11 protein-coding genes are annotated in these 15,508 nt (G+C 38.5%); 4 read left to right on the forward strand and 7 right to left on the reverse strand.

Annotation, left to right across the window (positions count from 1 at the left end):
* Positions 1–129: 129 nt before the first annotated feature.
* From NE664_00195 to metA, 6 genes are all read right to left on the reverse strand, one after another.
* A complete protein-coding gene (locus NE664_00195; protein ID MCQ4725087.1) occupies positions 130–1,917 on the reverse strand; it encodes an ABC-F family ATP-binding cassette domain-containing protein in 1,788 nt (595 codons plus the stop codon).
* A 211-nt stretch (positions 1,918–2,128) separates the two neighbouring features.
* Entirely contained in the window at positions 2,129–3,397 is a 1,269-nt protein-coding gene (locus NE664_00200) for a hemolysin family protein (protein ID MCQ4725088.1), read from the reverse strand.
* On the reverse strand, positions 3,398–4,057 hold the full coding sequence (locus tag NE664_00205) for an ATP-binding cassette domain-containing protein (GenBank protein MCQ4725089.1): 660 nt from the start codon (positions 4,055–4,057) through the stop codon (positions 3,398–3,400).
* Entirely contained in the window at positions 4,045–4,809 is a 765-nt protein-coding gene (locus tag NE664_00210; protein ID MCQ4725090.1) for an ABC transporter permease subunit, read from the reverse strand. Before NE664_00210 ends, NE664_00205 begins: the two co-directional genes overlap by 13 nt.
* Before the next feature lie 74 nt (positions 4,810–4,883).
* Positions 4,884–5,972 carry a PhnD/SsuA/transferrin family substrate-binding protein gene (locus tag NE664_00215; GenBank protein MCQ4725091.1) on the reverse strand — a complete coding sequence of 363 codons (1,089 nt, stop codon included), beginning with the start codon at positions 5,970–5,972 and terminating at the stop codon, positions 4,884–4,886.
* Between the two features lie 14 nt (positions 5,973–5,986).
* The gene (gene metA / locus NE664_00220; GenBank protein MCQ4725092.1) at positions 5,987–6,913 is read right to left on the reverse strand and encodes a homoserine O-succinyltransferase; all 927 of its coding nucleotides are present in this window, start codon (positions 6,911–6,913) and stop codon (positions 5,987–5,989) included.
* Positions 6,914–7,051: 138 nt separating this feature from the next.
* Between metA and NE664_00225 the strand changes: the two genes are divergently transcribed.
* Positions 7,052–7,495: a YaiI/YqxD family protein gene (locus NE664_00225; protein MCQ4725093.1), complete on the forward strand. Its 444-nt coding sequence runs from the start codon at positions 7,052–7,054 to the stop codon at positions 7,493–7,495.
* On the opposite strand, the gene NE664_00230 is transcribed toward NE664_00225, so the two are convergent.
* On the reverse strand, positions 7,482–9,614 hold the full coding sequence (locus tag NE664_00230; GenBank protein ID MCQ4725094.1) for a DNA topoisomerase 3: 2,133 nt from the start codon (positions 9,612–9,614) through the stop codon (positions 7,482–7,484). The genes NE664_00225 and NE664_00230 overlap by 14 nt on opposite strands.
* Before the next feature lie 269 nt (positions 9,615–9,883).
* On the opposite strand from NE664_00230, the gene NE664_00235 reads away from it, so the two are divergent.
* From NE664_00235 to NE664_00245, 3 genes are all read left to right on the forward strand, one after another.
* Positions 9,884–10,759, forward strand: coding sequence for a DegV family protein (locus NE664_00235; GenBank protein ID MCQ4725095.1), 876 nt, complete (start codon positions 9,884–9,886; stop codon positions 10,757–10,759).
* Positions 10,760–10,883: 124 nt separating this feature from the next.
* Entirely contained in the window at positions 10,884–12,857 is a 1,974-nt protein-coding gene (locus NE664_00240; GenBank protein ID MCQ4725096.1) for a toprim domain-containing protein, read from the forward strand.
* 342 nt (positions 12,858–13,199) lie between these two features.
* Complete coding sequence (locus tag NE664_00245) at positions 13,200–15,404, forward strand: topoisomerase IV (GenBank protein MCQ4725097.1); 2,205 nt, start codon at positions 13,200–13,202, stop codon at positions 15,402–15,404.
* Positions 15,405–15,508: the final 104 nt, after the last annotated feature.

The following is a 15,508-nucleotide window of genomic DNA, read 5'->3' on the forward strand; positions in this document are numbered from 1 at the left end:
CGTTTTTTCATTTCGGAAACCAAAAACATCCCATTCTGCGCTTTGCCCAACATACATCATACAGTTTACATTTATCCCTTAAAATTCGCTTTTACGAATACTTCATGGAATCCTTACGTTTTTCATATATTAAAATTGTTCTTGTTGTCCGCCGGCTATTTTCTCGGCCAGTTCTTCCAAATATAACCACCGCTCCATTTTCTCGCTGAGCCTTTGCTCCAGCGCGTCCTTTTTTTCAATAATCTCATTTAATTTTGCGTAGTCGCTTGAACAGCCCGCCATATCCGTATTACATTTTTCAATCTCTTTTTCCAGATTTTCAACTTCCTGTGCGATTGTTTCATACTCCCTTTGTTCGTTGTAGCTGAATTTCAATTTTCTCTGCTTTGGCTGCTGCTGTTTCTCATCTTTCGGTTTTGCGGCGTTCTCTTTAATTTCGCTTGTCTTATTTGCTTCATAATCGCTGAAATTCCCGGTATATCTTACGATTTCGCCATCGCTCCTTACTTCAAATATAAACTCGGCCGTCTTGTCAAGAAAATACCTGTCATGGGATACCGCAATAACAGCGCCGTTAAAATTTTCAAGATAGTCTTCAAGTATAGTAAGCGTTTCTATATCAAGATCGTTAGTCGGTTCGTCAAGAAGAAGTATATTAGGCGCCTCCATAAGTATGCTCAGAAGATAAAGCCGCCTTTTTTCGCCGCCGCTTAATTTTCCAATCAGGGAATATTGCAGATCCGGATAAAATAAAAATTTCTCAAGCATTTGGCTTGCGGTTATAACACCGTCGGGCGTTTTTATTGAATTATTAATTTCTTTTATAAAGTCTATAACCTTCATACTGTTATCCAGCTTCTGATTTTCCTGGGAAAAATATCCGATTTTAACAGTTCCACCCATTTCAACGCTGCCGCTGTCCGGTTTAAGCTCGCCGCTTATGATATTAAGCAGAGTACTTTTTCCGGCGCCGTTCCTGCCTACAATTCCAATTCTGTCATTTCTAAGCACAGTATAAGTAAAGTCTTTAATTACTTCTTTTTTGTCGAAACTCTTAGAAATATGTTTAAGTTCAACCGTTTTTCTGCCAAGACGGCTTGAAACCGACGACATCTCTATCTTTTCGTCAAACTCAGGACCATTTGCCGCTTTTAATTCCTCATATCTTTCAATACGGCCTTTTGCTTTTGTACTTCTGGCCCTCGCCCCTCTCATAATCCATGCATATTCTTTTTTTAATATAGCCTGTCTTTTTCTTTCGCTGGCTATAGCCATATCTTCCCTTAAAGCTTTCAGTTCGAGGTATTTGGAATAATTCGCCTCATAATTGTAAATCTTCCCCTTATCAAGTTCCGTTATACGGTTTACAACCCTGTTAAGAAAATACCTGTCGTGGGTTATCATAATTAACCCGCCTTTAAACTTTATAAGGTATTCCTCAAGCCACGCAACCATGTCGCTGTCCAAGTGGTTTGTCGGTTCGTCCAGTATAAGAACATCGGCAGGATGTATAAGCGCCGCCGCCAATGCAGTTCTTTTTTTCTGTCCTCCTGAAAGAGCGCCGATTTTTTGTTCGTAATTATTCATTCCAAGCTTAGACAGCATTGTTTTTGCCTCATATTCATTTAACATTCTAAACTCTTCAGGCATATCTTCAAAAACCTGTTCCAAAACAGTATTATTGTCGTTCATAATCGGATTCTGTCTTAAAAAGCTTATTTGTAAATTAGGATTAAACCATGTCTTTCCGCTGTCAGGCTCCTCATAGCCCGCAAGTATTCTTAAAAGCGTACTCTTTCCCGTACCGTTTATTCCGATAATTCCTATTTTGTCTCCCTCGTTAAGATACAAAGAAACGTCTTTCAGCAGTTCTTTCATTCCATAATTTTTATATATGTTTTCAACTGATAGAAGCATAACAATTCTCCTGATTTTAAAATTTGATAATTAAGAATTATACCATAAAAAGAAATTAAAATAAAACATGTTTATGTAAATAAAGACACCGGTTTTACAATAATTGATTTACTGAAAACCGATGTCAAAACAATTAATTCAAAATTTTAAGCAATAAATTTCCTGCCGCTTGTTTATCAGGCTTAAAGGCATATTTCATTTTCCAAACCGCTTATTCTTCTTCGTTTTCCTTAGGAAGGACTTTAACCCTGAGCTTTGTAATACGGTTTTTTTCAACTTCTTCAACCTTGATTTCAAGGCCGTCTGTTGTAACCGTTTCTCCGGCCACTGCAAAACGCCCTAAAAATCCGATGACATATCCGCCTATAGTTTCGACGTCATCGCTTTCCAGCCGTGTTCCGAGCATTTCATTTATATCGTCAATCCTGGTTGTACCGTCTACAAGATATTCGTTTTCATGAACCTGTTCTATATCGTCTTTTTCATCTTCATCAAATTCGTCGGCTATCTCGCCTACAATTTCCTCAACCATATCCTCAACAGTTACAAGTCCCGACGTACCGCCGTATTCGTCAAGTACTATAGCAAGCGCGATCCTGTTTGTTCTCATTTCCTTCAAAAGCTTGCTGATTTCTTTTGATTCATATGTGAAAAACGGTTCCCTCATATATTTTTCAGGCGTAAAATTTTCCTTGTCGTCTACAAAAAATACGTCTTTTAGAAATAGTATGCCGATAATATCGTCAATATCTTCATTATAAACCGGAATCCTTGAAAACTGCTCCTCTTTAAACACTTGAATGACCTCTTCATATCCCGCGTCTTTAGAAACCGTAGCCATTTCCGTTCTCGGAGTCATAACGTCCTTTGCTTTGTAATCACCAAAGTCAAAGACATTATTAATCATTTCCCTTTCGTCAATTTCCAAAACGCCTTCCTCATGGCTGACGTTAACCATCGTTTTAAGTTCAGCTTCGGTTATTGTCGGCGTTTTGTCATCGTTCCGTCCCCCGAGGATTTTAATTATGGCGCATGTTACCACATCAAAAACTTTAACAAACGGCGTAAGCACCTTAATCACAAAATTAATAGGCCTTGCAACGGCAAGAGCAATTTTCTCCGAGTTTTCAGCGGCAAACGTCTTGGGGGTTATCTCGCCGAAAATGAGCACTACAATAGTCATTAAAACCGTTGCGATAGTAACGCCGTATTTCGGGCTTATCTCAATGGCAATAGCGGTAGCCAACGAGGACGCCCCTATATTAACAATGTTATTTCCGACAAGTATTGCGCTTAAAAGTTTTTGAGGGCTTTCCAAAAGTTTCTGCACAATGTCTGCATTCTTTACATTTTCCTCAATCATATTCAGGAGCTTAATCCTGCTTATTGATGCAAGCGCCGTTTCAGACGATGAAAAAAATGCCGATAATGAAACTAAAACGATAAGAACTATAAACAGATACCAACTGCCGGGTTCCACTTAAAAATCACACTCCGTATTCTTCAATAAATTTTCAATATAACTTACGTCGTTTACATTATTTTTGTTTTCAATAATTTTTAAAATCTTCAGCGGCCGGCCGCCAAGTATAACTATATTATCACCCATATTTACAGCCTCCTGTATTTCATGGGTAATTAATACAGCCGTTTTGCCGTGCAGAACGCTTTTAACCATTGGCATCAGCCTTTCTTTAAGTATAATATCGATGCCGTTAAACGGTTCATCCATTATGAACAGATCGCCGCCGTAAACTATCGCCCGTGCAAGGGCAACCCTCCTTTTCATTCCTCCGCTTAATTCTTCCGGATACTTTAACAAAGAATCTTTTAAATTAAGTTTTTCCAATACCTCTTTGCATAATTTATCATCATTATTAACACACAGCAAGTTGTTTAAAACATTAATGCTGTTAATAAGCCGATTTTCCTGAAAAACAACCGAAACCCGCTCTGCTCCGCCAAGATCGGCATATCCCTTATCGGGCTTTAAAAATCCCAGCAGTATGTTGATCAGCGCCGTTTTGCCGCAGCCTGAATTGCCAAGCAGCACTGTTGTTTTTCCTTTTTCAAAAATTATATTAAAATCTTCAAACAATATTGTGTCAAATTTTTTTGATACGCCTTTTAATTCAACCACTTTCTGCCCTCCGCCCTAAACACACCCTGCATAAACTTTTTAAAAAGGTTTTCAAGCAGCAGGCTTAAAACAATTACAACTAACGTCCATGCAAAAAGCTGCGGCGTTTCAAGATATGTTTTGCTGTTATAAAGCCCCCTCCCTATAGAAAAAGCAGGATTGGCAATAACTTCAGCCGCTATTGAAGATTTCCAGGCAAATCCAATGCCCATAACGCATGCGGTATAAAAATTCGGCAGACATTGCGGAATATATATAAGCTTAACTTTTTTAGCAAAGCTAAAATTATAAACCTTCGCCATCTCCAATAGTTTTATGTCCGTTCCTTTAATAGCAGAAAATATATTTCCGCTTATAATCGGCAAAACCATAAGGAACGAAATCAGTATGGGTACATCGGAGCTTTTAACCCAAAGCAGAACCAATATTATAAAAGATGCGACCGGGGTTGATTTTATAACCGTAATAATAGGTGAAAATATATATTCAACCGGTCTTGAAACGCTCATAACCGCTCCTAAAACCGTTCCTGCGAAAACTGCAAATATAAACCCCATCGCAACACGCCCCAGCGAATGAAGCACGCTGAACCAAAATACCGGCTCAAAAACGTTTGAAGCCAAAATGCCGAAAACTGATACAGGCGACGGAAAAAGAAGCTCTTTTCCAATAAAAAGCGATACGGCTTCCCATGCGGCAATCCAAAATAGTACGCATAATAAATTTATTCCGTAATTTTTTTTCCCCTTCAATCCCGTTCTCCTTTATATGCCAAAAGACTCACCAAATATATGTGAGCCTTTCGGTCTGTATTCTTATTTTTTCATCAGTTCCTTATATAATAAAAATCCTCTTCCGGTATAGCCCCGCCGACAGATTTAGGGTTAAATTCATACATTGTCGAAAGGAAATTATCTACAAGCCTAAGCATTTTGCTCCCATCAATAAAAATGATATTGCACCTTGGTATAGATTCTGAGGCAATTTCTTTGTCGTCAACTATACCGTAAGTAACAATATACTCGGAAACTGCATCAATTTCTTCTTCATCGTTTGTCACATCGATAAAATAGTCGTATTCGTCAAGGAACTTGCTGAATTCCTTTTCGTATTCGTCAAGAAAGTCCTTCCTTACGACTATACAGCCCATAGGCAAAGTATTTGCAACGCCTTTTTCCTCGTATGAATATTCGTCCCAAATTTCAGCTACGTCAATGGCGATATTAAGGCCGCTTACTTTTTTCATAGCCGCCGTAGCAAAAGGTTCCGGAAGGAGCGCAATATCGGCATCGCCCGAAACAATGGCGGCAACTGCGTCCGAATGGCTTGAAACAAAGCTTAAAGTGGTATCTGTAATGCCTGCTTTTGACAAAATAAATTCCATTACATACTCTGGTACCGCTCCTTGTCCGGCCATAACAACTGTTTTTCCGCTTAAATCAGCCAATGAAGAAACCGAACTTCCGTTTTCAACAATATATAAGTTGCCCAATGTATTTACTGCCGCAATCAGCACTTCTCCTTCGGTCTTGTTATATAAAGCCGACGCAAGGTTTACGGGAACAGCCGCAACGCTTACATCGCCGTTTATAATTTTAGCCGTGACTTCGTCGGGCGTGTTATAAACTTCAAACGAATAGTTTCCGAAAACAAAACCGTTTTCACTTTCATTCATTAAGGCCGCCGCTCCCATTGCAGTAGGGCCTTTTAAAAGCGCAACATTGATTAAAACTTTTTCACTTTTATCGGCAGTTTCTCCGTCCTGACCGTTTTCCTCTGTGGAATCCGAAGGCGGCTGTTCTTCCTGCTGTGTCTGTCCGTTTGTGTTGTCTTCCGGAGCTTCCGTCTTTGTGCATCCTGCAAACATAGAAACCATAACGGCTAAAGTAAGCATAATACATGCCAGTTTTTTCATATTAATATTCCTCCTTATTCAACGGCGTTTATATTGTCAACATTATAAGGCGTTTCCTGATATACATAGTAGTTGAGCCAGTTGCTGAAAAGCAGGTTTGAATGGGAACGCCAACGCACAATAGGCATTTTTGTCGGGTCGTCGTCTTTAAAATAATGAAGAGGCACGTCTATATCAATGCCTTTTTTTATATCCCTGTCATATTCCGCCTTCAGCGTAAGCGGATCGTATTCCGAATGTCCCATAACGAATATCTGCCTTCCATGCTTCGCAATGGCAATATATACGCCAGATTCCTCGCTTTCAGACAATATAACGACTTTTGGATTTTTAACTATATCCTCGCGCCTTACTTCAGTACGCCTGGAATGAGGCACAAAAAACTCATCGTCAAACCCTTTTAGAAGCTTGTCGCTGTAATTGTTCGTATAATGCGGGAAAACGCCGAAAACCTTTTTATCAAGAATTCTTTTTGGTATCCCGTAATGGTAATACAGCCCTGCCTGGGCTCCCCAGCATATGTGCATTGTGCTTGTAACGTTGCTCTTTGTCCATTCCATTATTTCGGTAATTTCTTCCCAATAGTTCACCTCTTCAAACTCAAAAAGTTCAATCGGCGCCCCGGTAATTATCATTCCGTCAAATTTGCTTCCTTTTATTTCATCGAAAGTATGATAAAAGCTTTTCATATGTTCGGGCGAAGTATTTTTTGGATCATGCGTCTTTGGGGCAAGAAGAGTCACTTCAATCTGAAGAGGCGTATTGCCGATGAGCCTTAAAAGCTGAACTTCCGTAACTTCTTTAAGCGGCATTAGGTTTAAAATAGCTATCCTAAGAGGACGTATATCCTGGTGATAAGCCCTGTCCTCGTCCATAACGAATATTCCTTCTTTGGCCAATATTTCCTGTGCCGGTAGATGTGCTGGTAATTTAATTGGCATAAAACCACTCCTTGTGCATTGCATTAACGCATGTATTATAACAAAATATTTCCAAAAAGGCTATTAAAATTTTATTAATTCTTTTGACGTTAACAAACAATTCATATATTATTAACAATATGTTAAGGAGGAATTTCAATGAAAATATTAGTCGATGCGGACGCATGTCCCGTAAAAAGCATTATAGTTAATATTGCTAAAAAAGAAAATATACCCGTTATCATGTTTTTCGATACGAGCCACTGCTACAACGACGGCTACAGCCTTGTCAAAACAGTTGACAAAGGTCCTGATTCCGTTGATTTCGCAATTATAAACTGCATTGACAAAGGCGATATATGCATAACGCAGGATTATGGGCTTGCCGTTATGGCAATGTCAAAAAGCGCTTTTGCACTGCATCAAAACGGGTTTGAATATACTGATTTAAATATAGGCCGTATGCTTTTTGAACGTCATATAAGCCGCGAAATGAGAAAAAACGGGTTCCGCAGTACAAAAATAAAAAAACGCGCCAAAGAAAACGATATTAAATTCGAAAAATTCTTTTCGGAATTTATAGCCCGAATTAAAGACGTTTAAAATTCGTAATTTCTATGCCACCGCTAAGCTTAGTATTTATAATTATATCGGCGGCGCCTTTTTCGCCTGTCTGTGGAAGGGTACAGCTTACGCCTTCGGCTTTTCCGTATTTTAATATATTTTTAACCATTTTTGAGTCTACGGTATTTCCATAACTGTCAAGCGAATTTTTCCATACAGTAAAATTGCATCCCCTTTTCCATCCGCTGCAGAAAAACGCTTTGCTGTTTTCAAAAATTTCCCCTTTTCCGCATACCGGACATTTGCCAAGGCTTCCTTTTGAACGGCCTTTCCTTTCTTCCTCAAATACTACGTCGATTCCGCTTTTATTGGCATTATCAACAAGAAAATACACAAATTTTTTTATGCTCTCCATAAACCTTTCTTCCTGCATTTTCCCTTTTGCAATAGAAGAAAGCCCCTTTTCCCATCTTCCCGTTGTCTTTGGGCTTTTGAGCTCTTCCGGAAGCACATCCATAAGTTTCCGGCCTTTTTCAGTAGGTATAATGCTTTTTCCCTTCCTTACAACGTATCCCACCGTTAAAAGCCTTTCGATTATAGCCGCTCTTGTTGCCGGAGTTCCAATCCCGCTGTCCTTAATAGCTTCTTTTATACCCTCGTTTTCTATAAAGCGCCCGGCGTTTTCCATTGCCGAAAGCAGACCGGCTTCCGTGTATGGTTTCGGCGGAGTTGTTTTCTTCTTAACAGCTTTTGCCGAAATTATTTGGATTTCCTGTTTTTCTTTTAACGGAGGAATTATTGCTTCATCATCTTTTTTCTGTTTTTTCCCCTTTTCTTCAATTCCCTTATATAAAGCTGTCCATCCTTCGCTTAAAACTGTCGTGCCTTTAGAAATAAGTGTTTCTTCAAGACATTTAACTATAACCCTAGTAATATTATAAACATAAACCGGATAAAAAACCGAAATAAACCGCAAAACAATTAAATTAAAAACCTTTTTTTCGTCATTTGTCAATCTGCCGGTATTAAAATTGCAGTCTGCCGGTATTATCGCATGGTGATCCGTAACTTTTGCATTATCAATTATTCTTTTTGAAAACGGCAGCTCCTTCAATGAAAAAACATATTCCAGACAGTCTTTGTATTCTTCCGTATTTTTAAGCCGGCGCAGTATTGAGCCAACTTTTTGAACCATATCGTCGCTCAAATACCTGCTGTCAGTACGAGGATATGTTATCATTTTCCTTTTTTCATAAAGATCCTGTGCAACCGAAAGTGTTTTCTGGGCCGAAAAACCGAACTTTTTATTACAGTCCCGCTGAAGTTCCGTAAGGTCGTATAAAAGCGGCGGGGGAATACGTTTTTCTTCATTTTCAATTCTTTCGACAACGCCTTTTTTGCCGGCTACTTTTTTTGCTTTTTCTTCCGCCTTTTCCTTTTCAAATATTTTCGTTTCGGTAAATTCCCTTAAAAACCATACGCCCTCAAAATTCCCGTAATCCGCAATAACTTCATAGTATTCTTTTACCTCAAAAGCATCAATTTCTTTCTGACGTTCGACAACTATATTAAGCGTAGGCGACTGAACTCTTCCTATAGATAAAAGGGAATCGTATTTTAAAGTGTATGCCCTTGAGGCGTTTATGCCTACAAGCCAATCGGCTTCGCTCCTGCACTTTGCGCTTTTATAAAGGCTGTCATACTCGCTTCCTGCCTTAAGCGACGCAAATCCGTCTTTTATTGCCTTATCTGTCATGCTTGAAATCCAAAGCCGCTCGAATGGTTTGCTGCATTTTACATATTCGTATATATATCTGAATATCAATTCTCCTTCGCGCCCGCTGTCGGTGGCGCATATAATGCTTTCAATGCGGCTGCTGTTCATAAGCGATTTTAATATATTAAGCTGGCTTTCGGTTTCTTTTATAGCTTTCAGCTTTATATTTTCAGGGATAATAGGCAAATCCTCAGCACGCCATTTCTTCAGGCTTTTCTCATAGTCTTCGGGATCGCAAAGCGTCAGCAGGTGCCCTATGGCCCAGCTAACCACATATTTTTCGCCGTATAAATATCCGTCGCCTTTCTTTACGGCGCCAAGCGCCTTAGCTATGTCGCGCCCCACGGATGGTTTTTCCGCAATCACAAGTATTTTACCCATATTTAACAGCCTTTCATCTACTACAAAATTTAACTGATTGCTTATGAGTATACCATATAAAACCAATTAAGGCCATTCGTAAATTTTATATACGCGTTTCTTATAATTTAAATAATCATTCAATACATAATCAAAAGCGGTATATATTCCGCCCTAAAATTACACGGCTGAATACCATAAATTAAACAATGACATTCCATTCCATTGACACAGCTTAAAATTAAGTATAAAATTACCCCAAAAATCGAAATAGCAAACGGAGGATAAAAATGACGCCTTTTTCAATATTTTCAGACAGTTCCTGTGATCTGCCCGACAATATCATTAAAAAATATAACGTAACCATAGTGCCGTTTTATGTTTCATTGGATCATAAAAAATATATGAGGGAAATTGAGGAGCTTGCTGTCAAGACGCTTACCGATGAAATGGTAAATAACGGAGTTTATCCAAAAACTTCATTCCCTCCGGTATATGATTATATCCGAAAGTTTGAAGCGGAATTAAAAAAGGGATCTGACATAATTTGTTTCTGCCTTACGGAAAAGTTCAGCGGAAGCTATCAAAGCGCGCATAATGCGGCTAATGAACTGAAAGAAAAATATCCCGACCGCAGAATCCACATTATAGACAGCATGCTTGCAACCGGAAGCCAAGGGCTCTTAATTCAGCAGTGCGCCTTAATGCGCGAAAACGGGCTTGACGTCAGCCTTATACTTAACAATATCGAAAAAATCAAAAAAACAGGCCGCGTATTTTTTACGGTCGACTCGCTTGAATATTTAAAACACGGCGGCCGCATCGGCAAAGTTTCCGCTTTGGCCGGACAAATATTAAATATAAAGCCCGTAATTGGCCTTATAAACGGAGAGTTGGTTCCGCTGGGCAAAGCGCGCGGAAATAAAAACGCCGTGAAAGAAATATTGAATTTAACTTTAAAAGAAGTTTCACACTCGCCGGATGATTATGTATATTCTTTTGTAACAAGCGTCCGTTTTAACGAAATTGAAAAAATCAAGACCCATTTATTAGAAGAATATAATATAATTATTGAGGAAACAGATATTATCGGAGCCACTATCGGTTCGCATATCGGTCCGACAGTATTGGGTATATGCTTCATAAAAAAATATGACTGCGTTTAACATAAGCCGACAATTTAAAGCACAAAATATATGTTCTAAAAACTTGACAACATAATTATAATTAATGTATTTTATAATGTGTTGGCCAAAACCCAATTAAAATTATACTAAGCAGGTGGCATTAATGGCAAAAAAAGATAATTCGTACAATAACGAAAGCATAACTTCATTAAAAGGGGCAGACCGCGTTCGCCTTCGCCCCGGGGTTATATTCGGATCCGACGGCATCGAAGGATGCGAACATTCGTTCTTCGAGATACTTTCCAACTCAATAGACGAAGCCCGTGAAGGCTATGGAACAGTTATAGAGGTAACGCGCCACACTGATAAATCCATAACCGTTAAAGACCATGGCCGCGGTATTCCCGTCGATTATAATAAAAATGAAGACAGGTTCAACTGGGAACTTGTATTCTGCGAGCTTTATGCCGGCGGAAAATACCAAAACAATACAGGGGAAAACTATGAGTTTTCCTTGGGATTAAACGGCCTTGGCACATGCGCTACTCAATATTCGTCAGAATATATGGACGTTGAAATACACAGGGACAGTATGAAATACAGCCTTCATTTTGAAAAAGGCGAAAACATAGGCGGGCTTATAAAAGAAACCTGCAATAATAATGATACCGGGACTGAAATAAGATGGCGTCCGGATCTTGAAGTTTTCACTGATATAAATATCCCCCTTCCATATTTCAAGGATGTAATTAAAAAACAGGCAATCGTAAATAAAGGGCTGAAATTTATACTAAAAGACGAGGAAACAGTCTCGGAATTTGAATTTCTTTATCCTAACGGAATTAAAGACTATATTGAAGAACTGAATGAAAATAAGAATATTTCCTCAATTCAGTTTTGGGAAACGGAAACCCGCGGCCGAGACAGGGACGACAAGCCTGAATATAAGCTGAAATTTGAAACGGCTTTCTGTTTTAATAATGAAATAAATACCCTTCAGTATTTTCATAATTCAAGTTTCCTCGAATACGGCGGATCGCCTGACAAGGCTGTAAAAAGCGCTTTCGTATACGCTATAGACAAATATATTAAAGCAAACGGCCTTTATAAAAAAGATGATAAAAAAATCGCATTCACTGACATAGAAGACAGTCTCATATTAGTTATAAATTCATTTTCAACCATAACAAGCTATGAAAACCAGACAAAAAAATCTATAACAAATAAATTTATTCAAGAAGCAATGACTGAATTTTTTAAGCGTCAGCTTGAAATATATTTTATCGAAAATAAAATTGAAGCCGATAAAATAGCTATGCAGATACTGGCAAATAAAAGAAGCCGTGAAACTGCCGAAAAAACAAGGGTATCTATAAGGAAAAAACTTACAGGCAACCTTGACATCAGCAACCGCGTCGAAAAATTTGTCAATTGCAGAACAAAAGATATCGCAAGACGCGAAATATATATTGTAGAGGGCGATTCGGCCCTCGGAGCCTGCAAGCTCGGCCGTGACGCTGAATTTCAAGCAATAATACCCGTACGCGGCAAAATACTTAACTGCCTGAAATCAGATTACGACAAAATTTTTAAAAACGATATTATAACCGATCTGCTTAAAGTCCTCGGCTGCGGAGTTGAAATAAAATCAAAGCATAACTCGGATATAAACAGTTTTGATCTCAGCCAGCTTAAATGGAGCAAAATCATTATATGCACCGACGCCGACGTTGACGGTTTTCAGATCAGGACGCTTATATTAACAATGCTGTACCGTCTTGTTCCTACATTAATAAACGAGAAAAAAGTTTTTATAGCAGAATCGCCGCTTTATGAAATAAATGCCGGTAAAAACACATATTTTGCATATTCGGAAAGCGAAAAAGCATCCGTTATCTCAAAAATAAAAGGGAAATATACAATCCAGCGTTCAAAAGGCCTTGGTGAAAACCAGCCCGAAATGATGTGGGAAACAACAATGAACCCCGCAACCAGAAGGCTTATACAGGTTATGCCCGAAGATATAACCCTCACACAGGAAAAATTTGAACTTTTGCTTGGAGAAAACCTTAAAGGCCGCAAAGAGTATATAGAAGAAAACGGTCATTTATATATTGATTTCAGCGAATTAGCATAGCGCATCCATGGACTGCCGTAAATTAATACTATGACTTTTCGGCAGTCCTTCATAAAAAGCGCTGTTATACAAACATGATTATACAAAATATATGATTTTTATGTATACTATATTTAATATAACATGGTAAAAAAATAATATAATTATAAGTTTAACATATTATTATTGACTCATAATTATACATAAAAAGTTTCTGAAACTGATTATTATAAAAACCTCCCGCTTCATAATTGCAGGAGTTTCATAATTTATTTTAGGCGTTATTCTCAATTTATCATATGACGCCGCATAAACACCGACGCCGTTTCCCAGATAGCGGCGGCGGCCAAAGGAGAATATTACATGGCCAAAAAGAAAAACAAACAGCCCGAAACAGTTGTTGAAGAAAAAATATATGAACAAAACATAACCGATACATTAGAGCTGAACTATATGCCATATGCCATGAGCGTAATAGTTTCCCGCGCAATTCCCGAAATAGACGGCTTTAAGCCTTCGCACCGCAAGCTTCTTTACACAATGTATAAAATGGGCCTTATGAGCGGAAGCCGTACAAAATCATCCAATGTAGTCGGCCAAACCATGCGCCTTAATCCTCACGGCGACAGCGCAATATATGAAACCCTTGTGCGCCTTACCGAGGGCAACAGCGCTCTCCTCCACCCTTTTATAGACAGTAAAGGGAATTTCGGAAAACAGTATTCAAGAGATATGGCGTATGCCGCTCCAAGGTATACGGAAGTTAAGCTTGCGCCGATTTGCAGCGAAATATTTAACGATATAGAAAAAAATACGGTTGAATTTGCCGATAACTATGACGGTTCAACAAAAGAGCCTGTTCTCCTGCCGACAACATTTCCTAATATACTTGTAAATCCAAATCAGGGAATAGCAGTCGGCATGGCCAGTTCCATATGCAGCTTTAATTTGAGCGAAATATGCGACGCGACAGCCGCTTACATCAAAAACCCTAAATGCAATATAGCTGATATTCTTAAAGCTCCTGATTTTTCCACCGGCGGAGAAATTATATATAACGAAAGCGAAATGCGCCAAATTTACGATACCGGCCGAGGCAGTTTCAAAATACGAGCCAAATATAATTTTGACAGCGAAAACAGCTGTGTGGAAATAACGGAAATACCATATACTACGACAATAGAAGCAATAATAGACAAAATTATCAACCTTGTACGGACAGGAAAAATCAGGGATATAACGGACGTCCGCGATGAAACAGACCTCGGCGGCCTTAAAATAGCGATTGACGTCAAAAAGAATACCAAAGTCGACGTTCTAATGCATAAGCTGTATTCACAAACTCCTCTTATGGATTCATTCAGCTGCAATTTTAATTTGCTTATAGACGGCCATCCGAAAACCCTTGGAATTAAAGGTATACTTGACGCATGGATCGATTTCAGGACTTCATCCATTAAAGGCCAGCTTTCATATGATATAAATAAAAAGGAGGCGAAACTTCATCTTCTTGAAGGGCTCCAAAAAATACTTTTAGACATTGATAAGGCAATTAAAATAATCCGTGAAACAGAGCTTGAAACAATGGTTGTCCCAAACCTTATGAAAGGCTTTGGAATTGATGAAATACAGGCCGAATATATAGCTGAAATACGTTTAAGAAACATCAACAAAGAATATATAATGAACCGCTTGAAAGAAATAGACAGCCTCCGTTCGGAAATAAAAAGCCTTACGGAAACGCTTGGTAGCAATACAAAAATTAAAAACCTTATCTGCTCCCAGCTCAAATCCGTTTCAAAAAAATTTCATAAGGATCGTAAAACTTCGATTGTGCCACACAGTGAAATTGATGAAATATCCGCCGAGGATACTATAGAAGATTACGGGATCAAACTCTTCCTTACAGAACATAATTATTTTAAAAAAATCACCCTCGTTTCAATGCGTTCTTCAGGCGAACAAAAGTTGAAAGACGACGATAAGATAATCTCGGAAACGGAAACTACAAACAGAGCCGAGATATTATTTTTTTCCAACATGCAGAACGTATATAAAATGAAAGCTAACGATATAGCCGAATGTAAAGCCAGCATGCTGGGGGAATATCTCAACAACCTTCTCGGCCTTGACAATGAAGAAAAGATTATTTATATGGCGGCGACATACGATTACAGCGGAAATATGGTTTATATGTTTGAAAACGGAAAAGCCGCAAAAGTTCCTCTTAACGCATACTATACAAAAACTAACAGGAAAAGGCTAATAAACGCCTACTCTTCAAAATCTCCTGTATTATATATGGAAAAAATTGATAAAGACATAGATTATATAATAATAAGGGATGCCGACAAAGCCTGCCTTATTAACACTTCGTTGATCCCTCTTTCAGCCACAAAAAACGCTGCCGGAATTCAGGTATATACGCTTAAAAAGAACAGCTCTATATCAAAGATTATGCCTGCCGAAGAATTTGAAAGCGGCAACACAGAATATTACAGAGCTGCAAAACTGCCGTCCACCGGACATTTCCTAAAAGAAGAAGATAAATCTAAAAATATATTATAGCCGCAAAGCAGTTGAACAATATAATAGTTCTAAATTGTTCAACTGCTTATATTTTCACAATGAGTACAATAAATTTATACATATTCTGGCTTTTTCTGAACAAT

This window comes from Anaerotignum faecicola (assembly GCA_024460105.1).
Classification (GTDB): domain Bacteria; phylum Bacillota; class Clostridia; order Lachnospirales; family Anaerotignaceae; genus JANFXS01.